At 61.3% G+C, this 20,101-nt stretch carries 20 protein-coding genes and 1 pseudogene; 4 read left to right on the top strand and 17 right to left on the bottom strand.

Features of this window, described 5'->3' with window-relative positions; all coding sequences use genetic code 11:
- Positions 1-18 precede the first annotated feature (18 nt).
- From ACEN9T_RS24745 to mnmE, 13 genes are all read right to left on the bottom strand, one after another.
- Positions 19-294 carry a hypothetical protein gene (locus ACEN9T_RS24745; RefSeq protein ID WP_413707359.1) on the bottom strand — a complete coding sequence of 92 codons (276 nt, stop codon included), beginning with the start codon at positions 292-294 and terminating at the stop codon, positions 19-21.
- Positions 295-668: 374 nt separating this feature from the next.
- Positions 669-1,130 (bottom strand): hypothetical protein, encoded by a 462-nt coding sequence (locus tag ACEN9T_RS24740; protein WP_413707358.1) that lies wholly within the window; start codon positions 1,128-1,130, stop codon positions 669-671.
- Positions 1,131-1,358: 228 nt separating this feature from the next.
- A complete protein-coding gene (locus ACEN9T_RS24735; protein ID WP_316883362.1) occupies positions 1,359-1,778 on the bottom strand; it encodes a DUF5681 domain-containing protein in 420 nt (139 codons plus the stop codon).
- A gap of 30 nt (positions 1,779-1,808) precedes the next feature.
- The gene (locus ACEN9T_RS24730) at positions 1,809-3,605 is read right to left on the bottom strand and encodes a toprim domain-containing protein (protein ID WP_413707357.1); all 1,797 of its coding nucleotides are present in this window, start codon (positions 3,603-3,605) and stop codon (positions 1,809-1,811) included.
- A gap of 9 nt (positions 3,606-3,614) precedes the next feature.
- Entirely contained in the window at positions 3,615-4,307 is a 693-nt protein-coding gene (locus ACEN9T_RS24725) for a hypothetical protein (protein WP_413707356.1), read from the bottom strand.
- A 109-nt stretch (positions 4,308-4,416) separates the two neighbouring features.
- Entirely contained in the window at positions 4,417-4,602 is a 186-nt protein-coding gene (locus ACEN9T_RS24720; RefSeq protein ID WP_413707355.1) for a hypothetical protein, read from the bottom strand.
- On the bottom strand, positions 4,599-4,898 hold the full coding sequence (locus ACEN9T_RS24715) for a helix-turn-helix domain-containing protein (protein WP_413707354.1): 300 nt from the start codon (positions 4,896-4,898) through the stop codon (positions 4,599-4,601). The genes ACEN9T_RS24720 and ACEN9T_RS24715 overlap by 4 nt, the downstream gene beginning before the upstream one ends.
- 362 nt (positions 4,899-5,260) lie before the next feature.
- Positions 5,261-5,806, bottom strand: coding sequence for a hypothetical protein (locus ACEN9T_RS24710; protein ID WP_413707353.1), 546 nt, complete (start codon positions 5,804-5,806; stop codon positions 5,261-5,263).
- 555 nt (positions 5,807-6,361) lie between these two features.
- A complete protein-coding gene (locus ACEN9T_RS24705; protein WP_413707352.1) occupies positions 6,362-6,829 on the bottom strand; it encodes a hypothetical protein in 468 nt (155 codons plus the stop codon).
- Positions 6,826-7,113: a hypothetical protein gene (locus ACEN9T_RS24700; RefSeq protein ID WP_413707351.1), complete on the bottom strand. Its 288-nt coding sequence runs from the start codon at positions 7,111-7,113 to the stop codon at positions 6,826-6,828. The genes ACEN9T_RS24705 and ACEN9T_RS24700 overlap by 4 nt, the downstream gene beginning before the upstream one ends.
- 90 nt (positions 7,114-7,203) lie before the next feature.
- Entirely contained in the window at positions 7,204-7,500 is a 297-nt protein-coding gene (locus ACEN9T_RS24695; RefSeq protein ID WP_413707350.1) for a hypothetical protein, read from the bottom strand.
- 100 nt (positions 7,501-7,600) lie between these two features.
- A complete protein-coding gene (locus tag ACEN9T_RS24690) occupies positions 7,601-8,833 on the bottom strand; it encodes a tyrosine-type recombinase/integrase (protein WP_413707349.1) in 1,233 nt (410 codons plus the stop codon).
- Between the two features lie 165 nt (positions 8,834-8,998).
- Positions 8,999-10,384, bottom strand: a complete 1,386-nt coding sequence (mnmE, locus tag ACEN9T_RS24685; RefSeq protein WP_413708508.1) for a tRNA uridine-5-carboxymethylaminomethyl(34) synthesis GTPase MnmE — start codon at positions 10,382-10,384, stop codon at positions 8,999-9,001.
- 119 nt (positions 10,385-10,503) lie between these two features.
- On the opposite strand from mnmE, the gene ACEN9T_RS24680 reads away from it, so the two are divergent.
- A complete protein-coding gene (locus ACEN9T_RS24680; protein ID WP_092974189.1) occupies positions 10,504-10,902 on the top strand; it encodes a VOC family protein in 399 nt (132 codons plus the stop codon).
- Positions 10,903-10,976: 74 nt separating this feature from the next.
- On the opposite strand, the gene yidC is transcribed toward ACEN9T_RS24680, so the two are convergent.
- The 4 genes and pseudogenes from yidC to rpmH all read right to left on the bottom strand — a co-directional run bounded on the left by yidC (position 10,977) and on the right by rpmH (position 13,698).
- On the bottom strand, positions 10,977-12,638 hold the full coding sequence (yidC, locus tag ACEN9T_RS24675; protein ID WP_092974192.1) for a membrane protein insertase YidC: 1,662 nt from the start codon (positions 12,636-12,638) through the stop codon (positions 10,977-10,979).
- A gap of 147 nt (positions 12,639-12,785) precedes the next feature.
- Positions 12,786-13,082: pseudogene (gene yidD / locus ACEN9T_RS24670) on the bottom strand (membrane protein insertion efficiency factor YidD); the annotation flags it as partial.
- The gene (gene rnpA, locus ACEN9T_RS24665) at positions 13,079-13,501 is read right to left on the bottom strand and encodes a ribonuclease P protein component (protein WP_092974198.1); all 423 of its coding nucleotides are present in this window, start codon (positions 13,499-13,501) and stop codon (positions 13,079-13,081) included. The gene rnpA and the pseudogene yidD, both read right to left, overlap by 4 nt.
- Positions 13,502-13,563: 62 nt before the next feature.
- Complete coding sequence (gene rpmH, locus ACEN9T_RS24660; RefSeq protein ID WP_003262958.1) at positions 13,564-13,698, bottom strand: 50S ribosomal protein L34; 135 nt, start codon at positions 13,696-13,698, stop codon at positions 13,564-13,566.
- 629 nt (positions 13,699-14,327) lie between these two features.
- Here rpmH and dnaA point away from each other — a divergent pair.
- From dnaA to gyrB, 3 genes are all read left to right on the top strand, one after another.
- Positions 14,328-15,914 carry a chromosomal replication initiator protein DnaA gene (gene dnaA, locus ACEN9T_RS24655; protein ID WP_413707348.1) on the top strand — a complete coding sequence of 529 codons (1,587 nt, stop codon included), beginning with the start codon at positions 14,328-14,330 and terminating at the stop codon, positions 15,912-15,914.
- Positions 15,915-16,191: 277 nt separating this feature from the next.
- Positions 16,192-17,307 carry a DNA polymerase III subunit beta gene (gene dnaN / locus ACEN9T_RS24650; protein WP_092974203.1) on the top strand — a complete coding sequence of 372 codons (1,116 nt, stop codon included), beginning with the start codon at positions 16,192-16,194 and terminating at the stop codon, positions 17,305-17,307.
- 115 nt (positions 17,308-17,422) lie between these two features.
- Positions 17,423-19,951, top strand: a complete 2,529-nt coding sequence (gene gyrB / locus ACEN9T_RS24645) for a DNA topoisomerase (ATP-hydrolyzing) subunit B (RefSeq protein WP_092974206.1) — start codon at positions 17,423-17,425, stop codon at positions 19,949-19,951.
- The last annotated feature ends 150 nt before the right edge of the window (positions 19,952-20,101 follow it).

Genomic DNA, 20,101 nt, shown 5'->3' with positions numbered 1-20,101 from the left:
CGATCCGGCAGCATTGCGTTAGTAACAGCCGTACGGACCACACTGGCGGCTGAAGCTTCGCCCCCTAGAGTCCGTTCCATACGTGTTGCTGTAGCCGTTCCCATAGCTCTGCGTGGTGCTGTTCCAGCTATTGCCGTTGGCGGCCTGCCCCTGCGTGTAGGTCGTGTTGCCGTAGTGTTGCGAGGTTTGATTCCAATTCGAGCCAGTTTGAGCGTTGTAGCCGTTGACGGTGGTCGTATTGCCGAACTTGTTCACGTTGTACGAGTTGCCGGTGTTGTCCGGGCATGTGTACATATTCGTCGAGCCGAAGCAAGCTGCCCATGTAGGCGCTCCAATCAAGCTAGTCGCCGCAGCGACGACGGTAAGCCACGTTTTCATATGCCCCTCCCTCCGCTCTTTTGTTTTACCCAAGCTAACAGACTGCCAGCCGGTTGTTAAGTCGTCGAATGTGGGAGGAATTGGTAAAAAAGCAGCTGCTGGGGCGATCTTTAGATCTACCGCGTTTTAGGTATGGTCAGTCGTACAAGGTGAACTGTGATGCGCGGTGCGGCGAATGCAATTGCAGCAGCTTCGTTGATGTGCTCAGCGAAGCGGTAATGCTGGTTCGGCGCGCAACCGGACGATGGCCTCACCACCCTTCACCGCGCAAGTGAAGCCGTCGCTAGGTATCAAATATGCATGTAAGGTAGTTGCGTCGGCGTCGGCGCGAATTTCACTGACGGATTGCCAAACGCGAAATGCGATACAGGATCGCCGCCCATCATTTGCTGCCCGCCATGACGTGATGCGAGATAGCCGAGCCCGGCACCCGCCGCAGCCAACGCATATGGCATGTACTTATCAAAGGCGCTCTGCTGGCCAAAGCCCAGATTGCCACTGGTGAAACCGAATTGGTTGTTCACCATGGGCGCGGCGCTTTGGCCTCCAAACATCGAGCCGGAAGCATTCGCACCGCCAAACAGCGCATCGGAGTTCGGTTGACCGCCGAACAACAAGCCTGGCGCGTTTGATCCAAACGAGCCACCGGGGCTACCAAACCCAAAGCCGCTAGGCGGGACGCCTCCACCCATGCCGGATGAGTCGCTGGGAGCAGGGTCAGAAGGGTAGTTTCCAAAGCCGAACATTGCCATTTCAAAGCACCTCACGAAAGTGCCGTAGCAGCTGCGCTGCAGCTCTCGGCGTAGATGAAAGAAAGTCCCCTGGGGTCGTCTAGGCGCAGATGGGCCGGGACCAAGTGGAAAGGACCGGGATCGCCCGTCTTGCAGATGAGATGCGGTCCATTGCCGCTGTCGTCGCCGAGGGGTGAAATGACGATGAAGTCCACAGCCTGCACGAGCGGGCGCCTGCCTTCAAGTCGCTCAATTCGCGACCGGATGTTGGTTGCCATCTTTCATTGCCTCCAGCGCAGCGATGCGCTTTTCAAGTTCATCGACCTCAACAACGCGCATTTGCGCCGTGAGGACCGCCATTACGGAGTTCGCTTCGTCCGGCGTCAGCGCACCCGTGGTTAGTGCATTCACCACTGCCTGAGCCTGTTCGGTAGGCGAGCCAGTCAAACCCTCCAGGCTGATAGGCGCGTCCTTCGCTTTCGCAGCCGGGATAATTCGGTCAATGCAGATCCGCAGCGCGGTGGTATCGCCGTCCAGCGCCAACTTCACGGCCTTCTGCACGAGCTGCTCGGCGTGTGGCTGCAGCAATTCCCTCAGCGCCGTGCGCTTGTCCTTGGCGCCTTTGGGTTTGCCTGCTGGATTGCCGCTTTGCCCTTTCTGAAATGCCATTACGTTGCTATTCCTCTGAAAAAATCAGCGTTACGCGTGGATCGCAGGCGGTTGGGTTGCGATGGCCGAAAAGTCGAAAGCTGGTCGCGCGTGCCAATTCGCCCGTTGGCTGAACTGCAGGCTGCCGGTGTCAAACCAGAGCCGTAACGCACCCTCGTAGCCGGTGGCGCGCTGCTTGTGGCAGTAGAGACGGGCGTCTTCCACATCGCCGTTCGCCTCTTCCCCGGCAAGTTCTTTGCGCTTGTTACGCCATACAGTGAAGACGTTGTCGGCCAAGTCTGTAATGGCTCCAGCGCCGCGAACGTCCAACTTGCCTGGTGCCTTGTCCTCGCTTTCTCCCTTGCGGGCGTGCGCCACAAGGTGGATGTGCGCGTTGAACTCGTTCTTGAAGTCGCACAAGCGATCCAGAAACGCCTTCTGCGCCTTGTAGTCGTCTTCTGCGATGCCACACTTCAGGAGCGAATCCACAACGAAATGGGTGACGCGATAACGCTTCGCTGCATAGCGGAACGCCTCCAGCAAGCTTTCTTGGCTGATCGTGCCGACGTGTGCGTAGAGCCAGAGAGCACCGCACATCCAGTCGTTGGCTGCACGCACAAACCTCTCGGTCGGCGTTGAGGTAGCGCAAGCCTGAATGGTCAGATGGCGTAGCACCGTGGCCGGCTTCATCTCGCCGGAGAAGATGCAAACCCGCTCGCCTTGGCGGATGAGATCCACGCAGACCTGCCCTAACAGGTCGCTCTTACCGTGACCATTGATGCCGGTCCAAACCGACAGCTCAGCGGGGCGGAGCCGTACCTTGTCGGACCATGCCGACCACGGAAGCGCGGCGCCAACAGTGTTGACCGGACCATCCCGGAACATCGCGAGCACGTCGTCCAAATACGCAGCAGGAGATCGCAGATCTGTAGGCTCAATGCGCTCCGCAGCATCCAACGCTTCGCCGATCTCTTCTGCCGTCACACCTTGCTGCAATGCCTCGTTGGCATCCTTCAGGCGGAATTTGACGATCCGGCAGCGATCCAAGCCCAGACGTTGCGCAACTTCACGTGCGCCCTTCTGTCCGGCCTCGTCGTTGTCAAACCAGAGGAAGATTTCCGGGAAGCGCTCCAGGCGATCAAAGTCGCTGTCGATCCATTGATGATTCCCGGCACCTTGGTTCACCGACAGGGCAGCGATGCCGTACTCGTAGAGACTCATGGCATCCAGTTCGCCCTCTACGATCAACACTGCCTTGGCGCTATCGGGGACCAAATCCCACCCGAACAGGCACGGCTCAGCCCCAGCCGATTGCCATGTCCGTTTCTTGCCCTTGCTGCCGCGCTCGAGTGCGAGATGCTTCAGGTTGATCAGCTCGGCATCCCGCAGGTATGGAAAGACAATCGCATCGTCCTCCTTGCTGGCGGCAACCTTGAACGCGCGGATCGTCTCCAGGGACAACTTTCGCTCTTCGGTCAGATACTTGAGCACTCGACCGGCAGGGCTTACCACTGCAGGGCGGCTTGGGCGCGAATAGACCCGGGTAGGAGCCACGAAAGACGGGTCGGGTATACCGAGGTAGCGGTGTGCTTCAAAAAACGCTTCCTTGAGCGTTATTCGCTTTGCGGCTGCCCACAGGTCTACGAGGTCGCCAGCGTCGCCGGTGGCGAAGTCCTTCCAAACCCCTGCCTTGTTGCCGGTGATGCGCACCTTGAGCGATTCACCTGCTTCGCCCTCAACGCTGCCAGCAACCCATTCGGGACCTTGACGCTTGCCGTTGGGCAGCAGCATGCCGGCAACAGCTTCAGCTTCCTGGGCGAGACGGTTTGAAACTTCATTCCAGTTCATGCCGTCACCTCAGTTCTCGAAGCGAGCCGCCGCGTCGGCATACCGGCCGCTGTACCGGCGATTGAGCCCGGCCCAGTCCTTTGCCACCGCCTTCTTGAACGCGGCATCCCAGTCGATGTAGCGATTGCCGTTTGCCTGCACCGTATCGACGAAGTATGCGAAGTGCGCTTCCAGGTTCTGGTGACCATTCGCCTTCGCCCACTTGCGGACGCCTTCCGAGATTGCGAAACCTTCCGGCAACGGAATTTTTCCGTTCGCAGATTTCGCTCGATTTTTCGACGTGTGCGTTTTCTTGACGGTTATTGACGGTTCAATGACGGTTTGGCTCTCACGCATGAGAGGGGTCTCCGATCGCCCATGAGAGTCGTCTCGATCTTGCATGGGAGTCCTATCACCAGCGATAGGGGTATCACTGGCGATATCCGTCAAGCGGTCGATTCTGAACAGATACCGACGGCTGGAGCCTGGGGCTCCGCCTGCGGCGTTGCCGATCACTTCCAGATAGCCGTCCTCAATGAGGTCGTGCACGATGCGCCTCGCCTGAACCGCAGACAGGCGGCATTTGGCGGCTACCTTCTTGATTGATGGGTACAGGGAGCGGCCGTCGTCATCGCACCAATCCGCCAAAGCGAGAGCAACGAGCATGTGCGAGCCGCCTCGCGGAAAGCGATCCCACACCTGGGTCATGGCACGTAGCGACATCACGCCTCCCGCAGATTGAAGAGGCGGAATGCAAAGGCCACTGTCCGCGCCCCGATCGAGCCGCGATTCCAGGCCAAGATGACTAGGCGCTTGATGAGCGTACGCATGGTCACACCCCCGCCAAACGTGCAAAGCGCACCATAGCCGCCTCATAGTCGGCAGGAGACGCATCGGGATGGGTGGGCAGCCACGCGGCCTTCAGCGTCTCGTACAGGGCGATGCCACCGTGCGGAATGCGGCGAAGGTGCCGCGAGGCCATTGGCGCTGTAGCAGGGCGAGTGAGTACGGCGGTCATACGCTCACCTCCGGCGTCGGCACATACCGGGCGACGCGATGAGGGAATCCGGACGCGCCGAAGTCCCAGGTCCACACGGTGGTGATGAGGTGGCCCTCTGCACGAAGTTCCTGAACGCGGGCGGCAGGGTGCAGCGTGTCCAATTCGCTGCGTGCTTGGAGCGTAGTCAGCGGCCCTTTTCGGAGGGCCGTAAGAATGCGATCCCGCTGCGCGGCGGTGGAATTTGGACTAGACTCAATTTGCTTTTGAGATTTAGCCGCTTCCTCGTTGGGAGCGGCTTTTGTTTTTTCCGACATGGCGCCCCCTTACGCAGCGATTGCTTGCGCTTGGTAGGCGGCCGGATTCTGCATCCAGCGATGTACCTCTGCATTGCTGTAGACGGTGCAACGCTCGGTCCAGCGTTGGGGCTGAGGTGCTCGCCCGTCCTTAACCAGCTTCCGCCATGTCTCGCGGCTTACGGGGATGAAATACTGGAGCTGGCTCCAGCGAGAGAACCCAACCGAGGGAAGGGTTTCCGGGACTTTGTGGATTTCGCTGACTGCACGCATGCTTTGTCGCTCCTGGGCGTCGTTTGCATGGTGGTCATCATGGGTGTAGATATTTGGCGCTCGGAATTAACCTACAGGTTTGTTTTTGGCGCGAGCAGCCATTCCCTCTCCTAGGGGCGGAGGTCCAGGACTGCGGCGTCCCACTCCGCGATAGTCCCCTCAAGAATATGTGTCTGGAAGGCATGTCGGAAAACGGTCGCCCATTTGTCTTTTCTCGTCGCCGTGTACTGCTGTCGCAACGTTTCTGCGACGTTGTCGCCACGAACAATGTCCTTCCACGGCGTACGCTTCGCTAAGATGGCGGCAGCGGATTTCACGCTAAGGTTCTTGTTCTGTTGCTGCAATCGCTCAAGCTCCACTACGAGGTACCCGCTGTAAATGGCCGTCCATTTTTCCGGCGCACCTGTTTTCGTGCCTTCGGCGGCTAACTGGAAGCCTGGAACAAGGTCCAGCGCCATCGACATTGCGAGCGCGTAAAAATTTCCGTAGTCCACTCCATAGTGGTCAAACAGAAGCCGCATCTTCTCCGTTCTCGCTTCCTCGATAGCGGTGGAATGGGCTGCAAGAGCTTTATCCGGCGACGCCATCAGTTCCAACAGACCTGGAGGCGGGACAACAATTGGCTTTCCTAGCTTTCCCTTGAACTTCTTGCTCATAAGTTCCCTAGTGAATCGATGGTTAAAAGGGCAGCCAAGACAGGTCGTTGCAGGTGCGAAGTCGCCGGGAAATCGCCGGAGCGCAGTCTTGTATGCATTGCGTCGCGGCTTGATCGCTTGGAGCATTTCGCATAGAGAGCGCAGCGCATGTCTGAGCGCAAGCAACGATTTTGCTGTCTGAGTTCAGCGTAGCTAAGTCCGCCTTGCCACGCTGTACCGCCGCTGCCAGAGCAACAGTGGCATCGTCGCCAGTCAACATTTTCGGCAATACGTAAGCGCGAAGGCGAGACACGCGTTCAGATAGCTCTGACACACCTTTGCGGGCGCTTTCTAGTTCTGTACCCGTGGTGCTGCGGACTGTTGACTGCAACTCACCTAGGATTGCATCCGAGACGCTCAAGCAATAAGCCGCATGCAGGTCTGCGTCAGTGGGCTGATATGTCTGTTGCGCGCTCGCGCTCGGTGAGCCGAAGGCAATGATGCCCCCACAAACGCAGGCTGCTGCTATCCAACTGTTCATAACGCCCCCGATTCGAAGCTGTGTCGCTTCAGCCCCTAGTAGTGTTGATCGTTCGCCGCCTCTCGATTTGCGAAACGGCGCAACTGCCAACTGCGGATCTGCACGAGCGCCCGAGCCCATTGCGCAGGGGTAAGCATCCGCCAGCGGCTCTCAGGACGAGGCCATAGCCGCTGTACCCGGAATGCCTCAATGTCGCACCAGTTTGGGTTTGTGGGATTGGCGTGCGCAGACGGCGTGTAGAGGGCAACGAAGGCGGGAACATCAGCCATCTCCGCCAGCTTACGGAGCACACCAGCGGGCTTGTCCTGTCCGATGTCGCGCGCGACCTCCACCAGCGCCAAAGGCAATTTGCTGCCGTTGTCGTACTCAGTGAACAGTACGGAATCCAAGTCCGCCATGGTCAGCGATTCTGCCTGTGCGCCCTTCAGGTAACGACCGATGGACGGCGCTCGATGCCATGCACCATAGGATCGGTCTCGCGTTTCGTACTGTTCGAGCCTCATGATGACTCCAGGTCCGACGTTTCGCGATGCGTTCCGTGAAAAGTCCTTTGGGTCTTGTTCGCGGCGTCATGTGCGAGCTGATACAGCCAGGCTTGGCTCTCTCGTCCCAAGTCCTCAAAGTTCTCCCCGCAAACAACGTCAAGTAGGGCAACAAGCTTGCCAAGTTCAGAGCTGACGTTGTTGTACCAATCGAATTCACTCATTCCTAAGTTCTGAGCGGCCTTGACGGCGGCGCTGCGGCGCGGCGTAGCCTCGGGTGGGGCGGTAAAATCTGCTTCAGCCATGATACGAACCTCCTATTTAGGTCGTGTTGTGGTCAGGCGGTCTCGGAGTTGCCGCTCCTTGACTGCCGCTTACTGCCTACTGCTCAACTGTTATGCCGCTTTGCGATGACCTTCGGCGTACCGGACGTCGCTAGCGTGGAGCCCGGCCTTCAACGCGTGCTCTCGGATGTTGTCAAGGTCGTTGGCCTGCAAGTCAGCCTGAAGTGCGCCGTGCTCACAGAGTGCCTTGATGTCCTTGTCGTCTGTCATGCGCCCAATGGCACGGAAGATGGCGCCCATTGCATTGGCTTGTTCCTCCGTGATATTTGCCGTGCACTCGATGTCGTTTACCGACACCGGCTCAAAGCCGTCGATGATCACGCGTTCGCTAGAATGGATGTCAGCCATGATCAAGCTCCTTATTAGCTTGGTTGTGGTCAGGCAGGTTCGATGCGCCAACATCGTTCCTGCTGCTTGCCTGATTCCGTCAGGCGCGGTCATGCAAACCCTAGGCAGCGTTGCCGAAGCGGCCAATCACCACCTTCTTTTCTGCCGAGATCTGCGCGTCTACAAAATCAGCCCAAAGCTGCAGGATGCGACGCCGCTCCTCTGCGTACTCGGCGCGGTTGTAGACGCCTTTGATTCCCTTGATGTTGTGAGCAAGTGCCTTCTCGATAGCGTCTGACGACTGGCCCATTTCGTGAAGGTGCGTGGATGCGGTGCGGCGGAAGTCATGCAGCACGAAGTGCTGAACCTTCATATCAAGCGCCCGCACTGCAGTGTTGAGCGTGCTTTTGGCAATCGGAACGTCCTTCCCGCCGCGACTGGTAGGGAACAGGAACGCGCTGCCCTCAGTGAGCGCGAAGATCTCGCGCAGCATGGCGACAGCCTGGGCCGACAGGTACACCCAGTGCTCTTTGTCCTTCTTCATGCGCTCGGCTGGGATGCGCCAGATCGCGGCATCCAGATCGAATTCCGACTTGCGCGCCTCGATCAGCTCCGACTTACGCACCATGGTGAGGATGAGGAGATGCAAGGCCAGCTTGTGCAGGCGGCGGATGTCGGAGGCGTAAATGCTCCGCAGAACGTTGCCGATCTCGTCCGGCGTCAGAACGCGGGTCCGGCTCTCTTGGGTGGCGATGAAGCGGGCAACGAGCGCTTGAGCGGGGTTTGTCGTGGCGACGTGGCGCGCAACAGCGTACTCATACATGCGCTTGAGCACGTTGCGCGTGAAGAGTGCCATCTTGGGTGCGCCGCGAGCCTTGATCTTGTCGCAAAGCTCCAGCACCTCGCCTGGCGTGACTTCCGTGAGCGGTTTCGAGCCGATGAGCGGCAGGACATCCTTGTCCAGGGCGCGTCGCACACCTCGACGGTATTCCTCTGACTTGTCGGCAATCGTCGCCTCAAACCACTGTGCCGAGAACTCGCGAATGGTGGTCGGCGCGGTATCGGCACCGCGATCCTTCTTGGATTGGGCAATGGGCGAGGAGCCAGCCGCAACGATCTCGGAATACCTGCGGGCTCGCTCACGCGCTGCAGTCAGGCTGACGGAAGGGTAGTCGCCGATTGTCACAAGGGGCTGCTGCTTGCCGTGCAGCGAGTAGCGGTACCGCCAGACCTTCGACCCAGACACCATGATCTCCAGCACCAAGCCGCCGCCATCCGCCACTTGATAACGGGCGGTCTTCGGCTTGAGGGCCTTGATGCGGGTGTCGGTGAGGGGAGGGACTGTCCGGGGCATCTTTAGTACACAGAAAATAACCAAGCAGGGCTTGTGTACTTTACTGTGTACTATAGATCGCTGGGTGTCAATGGGAATCGCTGGGCAACGTTAGCCAGTAATTCCTTGAAAAACAACGGTTTGTTGGGGTGTTCTTGGCAAACTTGGGCATCCCTGGGCAGCCAATCATTTTCCGATGCAAAACCGACTAAAAATCACGCCCAGCAAATCATCACTCGAAAACGCCCCCGTAATGCTGTTCAACGCCTCCTGCGCAAGCCGCAGTTCTTCGGCAAACAGGTCCAGCGATTGCGCTTGCTGATCTGCATGTTCCGCCGCTGTGGCCAGATGTTCACGGGCCGTGCGCAGCGCGGCGAGATGGCGCTCACGTGCGAGGTAAAGCCCCTCCCCGCCGCCCTGCCAGCCGGCAATTTCCAGTAACGCCGCCCGAAGCAATTCAACGCCCAGGCCATCGCGCGCCGACAGCCACACCTCGGGCGGCTCTGAATCCACGCGGCCCGGTACGGCCACGCCCGAGAGGTCGATCTTGTTGACGACGCGAAGGGTGGGCACGCCGGCGGGCACGTGTTCGGCGATGCGGGCGTCGATGGTGGCATCTTCGGGCGAGAGGCCGTTGGCGCGATAGTCCGCTGCGTCCAGCAGATGCAGGACGACATCAGCGCGGGCGATGGCAGCCCAGGTGCGCTCGATACCGATGCGCTCGACTTCGTCTTCCGTATCGCGCAGGCCCGCTGTGTCGACGATATTCAGCGGGATGCCTTCGATCTGGATGGTCTGCTGCACCTTGTCGCGCGTGGTGCCGGCAATGGGCGTGACGATGGCCAGCTCCGCGCCGGCCAGCGCATTGAGTAGCGACGACTTGCCCACGTTCGGCTGCCCCGCCAGCACCACGTGCAGGCCTTCGCGCAGCAGCGCACCCTGGCGCGCCTGCGCCAGCACGCCATCCACGGCCGCGCGAATGCCAGCGAGCTGGCCGCGCGCGTCGGAGGCTTCCAGAAAGTCGATTTCCTCCTCAGGAAAATCCAGCGTTGCTTCCACCAGCATGCGCAGATGGATCACGCGCTCGACCAGCGCATGCACCGCCTGCGAGAACGCACCATCGAGCGATCGCGCCGCCGAACGTGCGGCAGCTTCGGTGCTGGCCTCGATCAGGTCTGCGACGGCCTCAGCTTGCGCCAGATCCATCTTGTCGTTGAGAAAGGCGCGGCGCGTGAACTCGCCGGGTTCGGCCACGCGCAGGCCAACCTCGCGGCCGGCGACCAGGCAGCGTTGCAGCAGCAGTTGCATCACGACGGGGCCGCCGTGGCCCTGCAGCTCCAGCACGTCTTCGCCCGTGTACGAATGCGGCGCGGGAAACCACAGCGCGATGCCGCGGTCGATGGCGTTGCCGTCGGCGTCGAGGAAGGGTAGGTAGGTTGCCTGGCGCGGCGTCAGCAGGCGCCCGCAAACGGCTTGCATGACGGCGCGCACGTCGGGCCCCGATACGCGCACCACGCCGATGCCGCCCCGCCCGGGCGCGGTGGCAATCGCCGCGATGGGGATCGTGAGGATGGGCGTGCGCGGCGTGGTGGAAGCTTTCGGCAAGGCGGTAGGGTGGTCAGCAGCGGTCATGGGCGGTATTGTGCGGCAGCCGCGCCGTTGCGCGCCAGTTTCCAACCAAGGAGATTCGGATGATCGATCACACCGGCGTCGTCGTCAGCGACTTCGAAGCCAGCAAGCGGTTCTACGAACAGGCGCTCGGCGCCATTGGCCTGGCCAAGGTGCTGGAGTTTCCGGCGGCCGTCACGGGCCACACCGATGTGGCCGGTTTTGGCCCGCCCGGCAAGGCGGAGTTCTGGATTTCAGCAGCAATGGCTGGGCGGGGGCCGAACAAGCCGCCGCTGCACGTGGCCTTCCGCGTTGATACGCGTGCCGAGGTGGAGGCGTTCTACGCTGCGGCAACGGCCGCAGGCGGCACCGACAATGGTGCACCCGGCGTGCGCGCGCACTATCACCCGAACTACTACGGCGCTTTCGTGCGCGATCCGGATGGCCACAACATCGAGGCCGTCTGCCACGCTCCCGTTTGAAGCGCTTGAAGCGTTTCAGGCAGGCGTAAAAAAAGGGCACCCGGAGGTGCCCTTTTTGCTGAAGCGCATTCGCCTTACTTGGCGGGTGCCGCCTTCTTGTTGGTACCCAGCATGCGGTTGATCGACCATTGCTGCGCGATCGACAGGCAGTTGTTCACCACCCAGTACAGCACCAGGCCGGCCGGGAAGAAGAAGAACATCACCGAGAACGCGATCGGCATGAACATCATGACCTTGGCCTGCACCGGGTCCGGCGGGGTCGGGTTCAGCTTGGTCTGCACGAACATCGACACGGCCATCAGCACCGGCAGGATGTAGAACGGGTCAGGCGCGGACAGATCGTGCACCCAGCCGATCCAAGGCGCACCGCGCATTTCCACCGACGACAGCAACGCCCAGTACAACGCCATGAACACCGGAATCTGGATCACGATCGGCAGGCAGCCGCCGAGCGGATTGACCTTCTCGGTGCGGTACAGCGTCATCATTTCCTGGTTCATCTTCTGCGGATCGCCCTTGTGGCGTTCGCGGATGGCCGTCATGCGCGGCTGCAGGTCCTTCATCTTGGCCATCGACCGGTAGCTCGTGGCCGACAGCGGGAAGAACACCAGCTTGATCAGCACCGTGAGCGCGACAATCGACCAGCCCCAGTTGCCCAGCAGCCCGTGGATCTTTTCGAGCAGCCAGAACAGCGGCTTGGCCACGATGGTCAGCCAGCCATAGTCCTTCACCAGATCCAGGCCCGGCGTGATCGCCTCAAGCATGCGTGCTTGCTGCGGGCCGGCAAACAGGCGGGCCGTGGCCGACACACTGGCGCCGGGGGCGATCGTGCCCAGCGGCTCCTGGAGTCCGATGCGGTAGAAGTTGGTGTCGACGCGGTTGACGTAATACTCGCGCTTGACGTTGTCAGCCGGAATCCAGGCCGATGCAAAGTAGTGCTGCACCATCGCCACCCAGCCGCTGTCGGTCGGGGCCGGCACGTGCGCCTTGCCCTTGTCGATGTCGGCGAAGGTGATCTTGTGGAACTTGTCGCCGTCGGTGTACACGGCCGGGCCGGTGAACGTGCTGTAGAAGCGCGATTGCTCCACAGCGCCGCCGTCACGGGCCAGTTCCAGGTACAGCGTCGGGTTGATCGGCGCGGTGCCGTCGTTCGTCACGTCGAAACGCGTATCGATCACGTAGCTGCCGCGCTTGAAGACATACGTCTTGGCCAGCTTGGCGCCGCCCTTATCGGCCGTCAGCGTGATGGAGACATCGTTGCCCGTGCCCAGGTCACGCGGGCCGGCAGATGCCGTGAACACCGTCGTGTGGTTCGGGAAGTCGCCGCCGATGATGCCGGAGCGCGCCAGATACGTACGCTCGACGCTGCGGTCGAACAGCACCATCGGGTTGCCGTCGTGGTCCTTCTGGTCAAGCAGTTCGAGCTTGGTGACGATCGCGCCGTCGGTGTCGATGGTGGCGCGCAGCAGGTCGGTCGAGATGACGATCTTTTCCGAAGCCGGTGCCTGCGAAGCAGCGCCCGTGGCCGGGGCGGCCTGCGAGCCGGCGGCAGCTGCCGTGGTGGCACTGTTCGGCACGTCGCCTGCGGGCGTGCTGCCCGGCGCGGCGGCCGTCGTGGCCGTTTGCGGCGTCGGGAAGAACATCGACTGGTGGCCATTCGCGCGTTGCCAGTTGTCGAACAGCAGGACAACCGCCAGCGAGAAGATCACCCAGAGAATGGTGCGTTTGATATCCATGTCGGATTACGGTCTGGGAAGGTGAAGCCAGCGCCGAAAAACGGCTGCGCAGCCCGATCTTGAACCTGCGATGCTCTCCGTACCCTTGTACGGTTGCGCTTCTCGGTCCAACCTCGGGCTGCTTGCTACGTTTTCCGGCGCTGCCTGGATCGACGGCCGCGCAGGCTGGGCGTCAGCTGCGGTCGCGTCGGTCGATGCGGGATCGTTGGAGCGGGGCACAGCGTCGCCAGCGGCGGGCGGCACAGGATCATACCCGCCTTGTGCGAACGGATGGCAGCGGCATAGACGTTTTGCCGCAAGATAACTGCCGTAACCGGGCCCGTGAGTGAGTACGGCGTCGCGCGCGTAGTCAGAACAGGTCGGTAGGAAACGGCATTGCGCGCCCACAAACGGGCTGAACGCCACTTTGTAGATGCGCAGCAGAAACAGCAGCACGCGCGTCATGGCGTGCTCCCAGCGGTGGGCTGGGAAGGGGTGGCAGCAGGTGGAGCTGGCAGCGGTCGTGTGGCAATCTCAAAGAGATGCGCCAGCTCTTCACGGCAGATGCGCTTGAAGGCGGCCACGGTAGGCACGTCCTGGCGCGGAAACTTCGCCTGTAAGCGGATCAGCACGTCGCGCCCACCCAGCAAAGGCTGCCGCAGGCGAAACAACTCCCGGCACTGCCGTTTGATGAGATTGCGCTCGACAGCGCGCTTGGCGAATTTCTTGCCGATCACTACGCCCAGACGCGCTTGGGCGTTGCCGTTGGCGCGTACATACAGCACGAAGTGACGACTACGCCGGACCGGCCGCAAAGCAAAAACGGATGAAAACTCATCCGTTTTTGTCAGCCTTGCGGCCTTGGGGTAGGCGTGCAGGCCCATCGCCAGCGTGCCGCAAAGCCAGGGGCAACGGCCATGAGCCGCCACCCTCGGCGCGGCCGTCTTTAGATGGCCAGGCGCTTACGGCCCTTGGCGCGGCGTGCGTTCAGCACGGCACGGCCACCACGGGTCTTCATGCGGACACGGAAACCGTGGGTGCGCTTGCGACGGGTAACGGAAGGTTGATAGGTACGCTTCATGATGCACTCTCTTGTTAATGGGTGGTGCGGACATCGCCGCACGCGCCGGGCCTAGGGCTGCCCCTGCGGCCTGGTGTCGATTCAGTCAGAGAAATCGCCCACGCAGACCGCCGTGCGCTGTGTTGTTCAGGTCTAGGGTGTCACCGGAACATCGGGCACCGAGAGCATCGGGCCTAAGCCGGATCAGTCGCGACGAAGTGTTTCTCGCCCCGCATCTGACACGAACAAGCGTGCGCTCCCCTGCTGCGCATCGCAGAACCCGACATTTAAGCGGCATTTCCCACATCTGTCAAGCCTTGCTGACTGGGGATAACGTGGGCCCGGCACCCGAATTCCACCCGGCGACGAGTTGTCCCCATCGCCTTGTGCGGCTTGGTGTGCTCTGCGCAAAGCCTTGTCAGGGCTTGATTTGCGGCGAGTCAATAAAAGCGGTTGTCCACCGCTACTCACAGCGGGTCCACAGGTTATCCACAGACTTATCCTTTGTGGATAACTTTCCGCAGGGGGTACAATCCCGTTCCAATAACGAAAGCCACCCGGTTTCTGGCCTGCGCCAGACGCCCGGCGGCCGGCCCTCCCGGGGACGTCGACAGACGCGTGTGGCGCCGGTCAAACACCTAACGATAACGATGCAGGATTTCTGGCATGCGGCGTCTGCTCAGCTTGAAAGTGAGCTAACGCCGCAACAATTCAAGACGTGGATCAAGCCGCTGACGCCGCTGTCATTCGACGAGCAGGCGTGCACGCTGCGGATTGCCGCGCCCAACCGCTTCAAGCTCGACTGGGTCAAGAGCCAGTTCTCGGGCCGCATCCAGTCGCTTGCGTGCGACTACTGGGAGGCGACGGTCGACGTGCAGTTCGTGCTCGACCCGACCGCCGGCCAGCGCCAGGCGGCCTTGCAACCGTCGCTTGCGCCGGTGCCGATGCAGCCTCTGGGGGGGCAACAGATTCAACCGCGACAGGCCATGCCGGCCGGCAACGGTGCCGCGCATGATGCGACCAATCTGCGCCCCGCGCCGGCCGTGTATCGCGAAACCGCGCTCGCAACGGCCAGCCATACCGCTGCCGATATCGATGTGCCCGTGATGGATGCCGCCGAAGTCCGGGCCCAGTCGTACCGCATGCCGCAAGCGCCCGCCGTGGTCACAAACCCGGCCCCGCCCCCGCAAGCGCCGGTGGACGATTCCGTGCACGAGCGCTCGCGGTTGAACCAGATCCTGACGTTCGACAACTTCGTCACCGGTAAGGCGAACCAGTTGGCGCGCGCTGCGGCCATCCAGGTCGCCAACAACCCGGGCAAGTCGTACAACCCGCTGTACCTGTACGGCGGCGTGGGCCTGGGCAAGACGCACTTGATCCATGCCATCGGCAACTTCATGCTGATGGAGAACCCGCGCGCGCGCATCCGCTACATCCACGCAGAGCAATACGTGTCCGATGTGGTGAAGGCTTACCAACGCAAGGCGTTCGACGATTTCAAGCGCTATTACCACTCGCTCGATCTGCTGCTGATCGATGACATCCAGTTCTTCTCGGGCAAGAACCGCACGCAGGAAGAGTTCTTCTACGCGTTCGAGGCGCTGATCGCCAACCGCGCGCAGGTCATCATCACCAGCGATACGTATCCGAAAGAGATCACCGGCATCGATGACCGCCTGATCTCGCGCTTCGACTCCGGCCTGACCGTGGCCATCGAGCCGCCTGAGCTGGAGATGCGCGTCGCGATTCTGATGAAGAAGGCGCAGGCGGAGAACGTGACCGTGCCGGAAGAGGTGGCCTTCTTCGTGGCCAAGCACCTGCGCTCGAACGTGCGCGAGCTGGAAGGCGCGCTGCGCAAGATCCTGGCGTACTCCAACTTCCACGGCAAAGAGATCACGATCGAGGTCACGCGCGAGGCGCTGAAAGACCTGCTGACGGTGCAGAACCGCCAGATCTCGGTGGAAAACATCCAGAAGACCTGCGCGGATTTCTACAACATCAAGGTCGCGGATATGTATTCCAAGAAGCGGCCGGCCAACATCGCGCGCCCGCGCCAGATCGCCATGTATCTGGCCAAGGAACTCACGCAGAAGAGCCTGCCTGAGATTGGCGAATTGTTCGGCGGACGCGACCACACCACGGTGCTGCACGCCGTGCGAAAGATCGCCGACGAGCGCACCAAGGACGCCCAGCTCAACCACGAGTTGCACGTGCTGGAGCAAACGCTCAAGGGCTGACCGCGCGATGGTCAGCAGAGCGCATGGCAACGCCATTCGCCCTGAATCAAGCCTCGACAGACGCCCGCTCGAATGCGGGCGTCTTTTCATGCACAATAGACATATTTGCCGCGCGCGTGACGCTATCCAGCGCCCCCTTATTTGCGGTATAATTTGTGATTAACCCCTTGATTTACAACAACTTTGGGTTAATCGCGAATGCTCCTGCAGGCACCGGCCCACGTGGGCCCAGGCTGGGGCGCGCGCGGTGTCACCTCTCAAGCCAAGGATCGCCTTCATGCAATTGGTCAAAACCTCGCGAGACAACCTGCTGCGTCCGCTGCAAATCGTGAGCGGCATCGTGGAACGCCGACACACGCTGCCCATCCTGGCCAATCTGCTCATCACCAAGCAAGGTGAACGGGTTTCCTTCCTGTCCACCGACATCGAAATCCAGATCACCACGCACGCCGATTGCGGCGCCGGCACCGGCGATGTGGCCACCACCGTGGCCGCCCGCAAGCTGGTCGACATCCTGCGTGCCATGCCCGACGGCGAAGTCGCCCTCACGCTCAACGACAAGCGCATGACCGTGCAATCCGGCAAGAGCCGCTTTGCGCTGCAGACGCTGGCCGCCGAAGAATTCCCGACCGTCGCAGAGGCAACCGATTTCGGTGCCCGCATCACGGTGCCGCAGAAGACGCTCAAGCATCTGCTGGCGATGGTGCACTTCGCGATGGCCCAGCAAGATATCCGCTACTACCTCAACGGCATGCTGCTGGTGGTCGATGGCAAGCAAGTCATGGCAGTCGCCACCGACGGCCACCGCCTGGCCTATTGCGGCGTTGAAACCGGCGAGCAACCGGCAGGCGCCGGCGGCCGCCAGGAAGTCATCATCCCGCGCAAGACCATTCTCGAACTCCAACGCCTGCTGGAAGACGTGGACGATCCCGTCTCGGTGCAACTGGCGTCGAACCAAGTCAAGTTCACCTTCGGCAATATCGAACTGATCTCCAAGCTGGTCGAAGGCAAGTTCCCGGATTTCCAGCGCGTGATCCCGAAGGGTTACCGCAACAGCTTCACGATCGACCGCACGTTCCTGCAGAGCGCACTGCAACGCACGGCCATCCTGACGACTGACAAGTTCAAGGGCGTGCGCTGCATGCTCGACACCAACGTCCTGAAGATCAGCTCCACCAACGCTGACCAGGAAGAAGCGCAGGAAGAACTCGAAATCGACTACCAGGGCGACGCGCTGGATATCGGTTTCAACGTCACCTACCTGCTGGACGTGCTGGCCAACCTCAAGGCCGAAAAAGTGCAGGTGAGCCTGGGCGACTCCAACTCGAGCGCACTCATCACCCTGCCCGACGACGACACCTTCAAGTACGTCGTCATGCCGATGCGCATTTGACGCACCGCTGCACCCAGAGCAAGACGAGGGGCTGGATCGTGACGATCCGCCCCTTCGCCGTTTTTAAGCAACCCCGCTGTGTGCGCAAAACGCCCATGGCTGCGAGCAGAACGACATGACCGAAGAGCAGAAACCGCAATCCACCCCCGCCGAGGCCCATAGCTATGACGCCGCCTCGATCCAGATCCTGGAAGGCCTGGAGGCGGTACGCAAGCGGCCGGGCATGTACATCGGCGACACCTCGGATGGCACCGGCCTGCACCACCTCGTGTTCGAGGTGCTGGACAACTCCATCGATGAGGCGCTGGCCGGGCATTGCACCGAGATCCAGGTCACCATCCACACGGACAACTCCATCTCCGTGATCGACAACGGCCGCGGCATCCCGACCGGCATCAAGTTTGACGACAAGCACGAGCCCAAGCGCAGCGCGACCGAGATCGCCATGACCGAGCTGCACGCCGGTGGCAAGTTCAACCAGAACAGCTACAAGGTGTCGGGCGGCCTGCACGGCGTTGGCGTGTCTTGCGTGAACGGTCTGTCGAAGTGGATGAAGGTCACCGTCCGCCAGGGCGGCAAAGTGCATTACATCGAGTTTGCACAGGGCGTTCCGCAAAACCGCCTGATCGAAACGGTGCAAGCGCCGGACGGCCAGATGGTCGAAGTCTCGCCGCTGCGCGTGTCGGGCACCACCGATAAGCGCGGCACCGAAGTGCACTTCCTGGCCGACGAAGAAATCTTCACCAACGTCGAATACCACTACGAGATCCTCTCCAAGCGCATTCGCGAACTCTCGTTTCTGAACAACGGCGTGCACATCAAGCTGACCGACCAGCGCACCGGCAAGGAAGAAGACTTCGCCTTCTCGGGCGGCGTGAAGGGCTTTGTTGAGTACATCAACAAGAACAAGACCGTGCTGCACCCGACCGTCTTCTTTGCCGCCGGCGAGAAAGACGGCGTGGCCGTAGAAGTGTCGATGCAGTGGAACGACGCCTACAACGAACAGGTGCTCTGCTTCACCAACAACATCCCGCAGCGCGACGGCGGCACCCACCTCACGGGCCTGCGCGCCGCCATGACGCGCGTCATCAACAAGTACATCACCGACAACGAGATCGCCAAGAAAGCCAAGGTCGACACCTCGGGTGACGACATGCGCGAAGGCCTGACCTGCGTGCTGTCCGTCAAGGTGCCCGAGCCCAAGTTCAGCTCGCAGACCAAAGACAAGCTCGTCTCGTCTGAAGTGCGCCTGCCCGTGGAAGACGTTGTCGCCAAGGCGCTGAGCGACTTCCTGCTGGAGACGCCCGTAGACGCCAAGATCATCTGCGGCAAGATCGTTGAAGCCGCCCGCGCGCGTGAAGCTGCCCGCAAGGCCCGCGAAATGACCCGCCGCAAGGGCGTGCTCGACGGCATGGGCCTGCCCGGCAAACTGGCCGACTGCCAAGAGAAAGACCCCGCGCTGTCAGAACTCTTCATCGTCGAGGGTGACTCCGCAGGCGGCTCTGCCAAGCAAGGCCGCGACCGCAAGTTCCAGGCAATCCTGCCGCTCAAGGGCAAGATCCTGAACGTCGAGCGCGCACGCTTTGACAAGATGCTCTCCAGCCAGGAAGTGCTCACGCTCATCACCGCCATGGGCACCGGCATTGGCAAAGACGACTACAACCTCGACAAGCTGCGCTACCACCGCATCATCATCATGACCGATGCTGACGTGGACGGCTCGCACATCCGCACGCTGCTGCTCACGTTCTTCTACCGCCAGATGCCCGAGATCATCGAGCGCGGCCACGTGTACATCGCCCAGCCGCCGCTCTACAAGATCAAGCACGGCAAGGAAGAGCGCTACATCAAAGACGACGTCGAGATGGCCGCCTACCTCGTGCGCCAGGCGCTGGACACCGCCGTGCTCGTGCGTGCCGACGGCACCGAGATTGCCGGCGACGCCCTGGCCGAACTCGCACGCCAGTATCAGCTCAGCCGCGGCGTGATCGAGCGCCTGTCTCGCGTGATTGACGCCGACGCCCTGCGCGCCATTGCCGAAGGCGTGGCCCTGGACCTGAGCAGCGAAGCCGCAGCCGAAGCCAGCGCCCGCACGCTCAAGGCCCGCCTGCTGGAAATGCAAGGCAACGCCAGCAACGCCAACGGCGGCGCCACCGCAGACGCCTTCATGCAGTACGACGAGAAGAGCGAGAAGTACCGCGTCATGGTGGTACGCCGCCAGCACGGCAACCAGCGCCTGAGCCATATCGACGCAGACTTCGTGGCCGGCGCAGACTACGCCGCCCTGTCGGGCACCGCCGCCACCTTCCAGGGCCTGATTGGCGACGGCGCCAAGGTGCGCCGCGGCACCGGCGACAAGGTGCGCGAGCAGCACGTGACCGACTTCCACGCCGCCATGACGTGGCTGCTGACCGAAGCCGAGCGCGGCGTGAGCCGCCAGCGCTACAAGGGCCTGGGCGAAATGAACCCCGAGCAGCTGTGGGAAACCACCATGGACGTCACCCAGCGCCGCCTGCTGCGCGTGCAGATTGAAGACGCCATTGCCGCGGACCAGATCTTCACCACGCTAATGGGCGACGACGTGGAACCGCGCCGGAACTTCATTGAGAGCAATGCGTTGGTGGCGCGGAATATTGATGTTTGATTGCTAACTATGTCGTTAAAAAACGCCGAGAGAAAACCTCTCGGCGTTTTCTTTTCCGCGCGAAAAAGCGACGCTGATGCAGCGAGCGTTGCCGGAGATAGTGACCATCTTTCAGGCCCTCTGGCATCATTGCGGACTACGTTAAGGAGT

Source organism: Ralstonia sp. Ralssp110 (assembly GCF_047325135.1).
Taxonomy (GTDB): Bacteria; Pseudomonadota; Gammaproteobacteria; order Burkholderiales; family Burkholderiaceae; genus Ralstonia; species Ralstonia mojiangensis.
The sequence above is the reverse complement of the archived record's forward strand: the minus strand, read 5'-3'. Positions and strand labels throughout refer to the sequence as shown.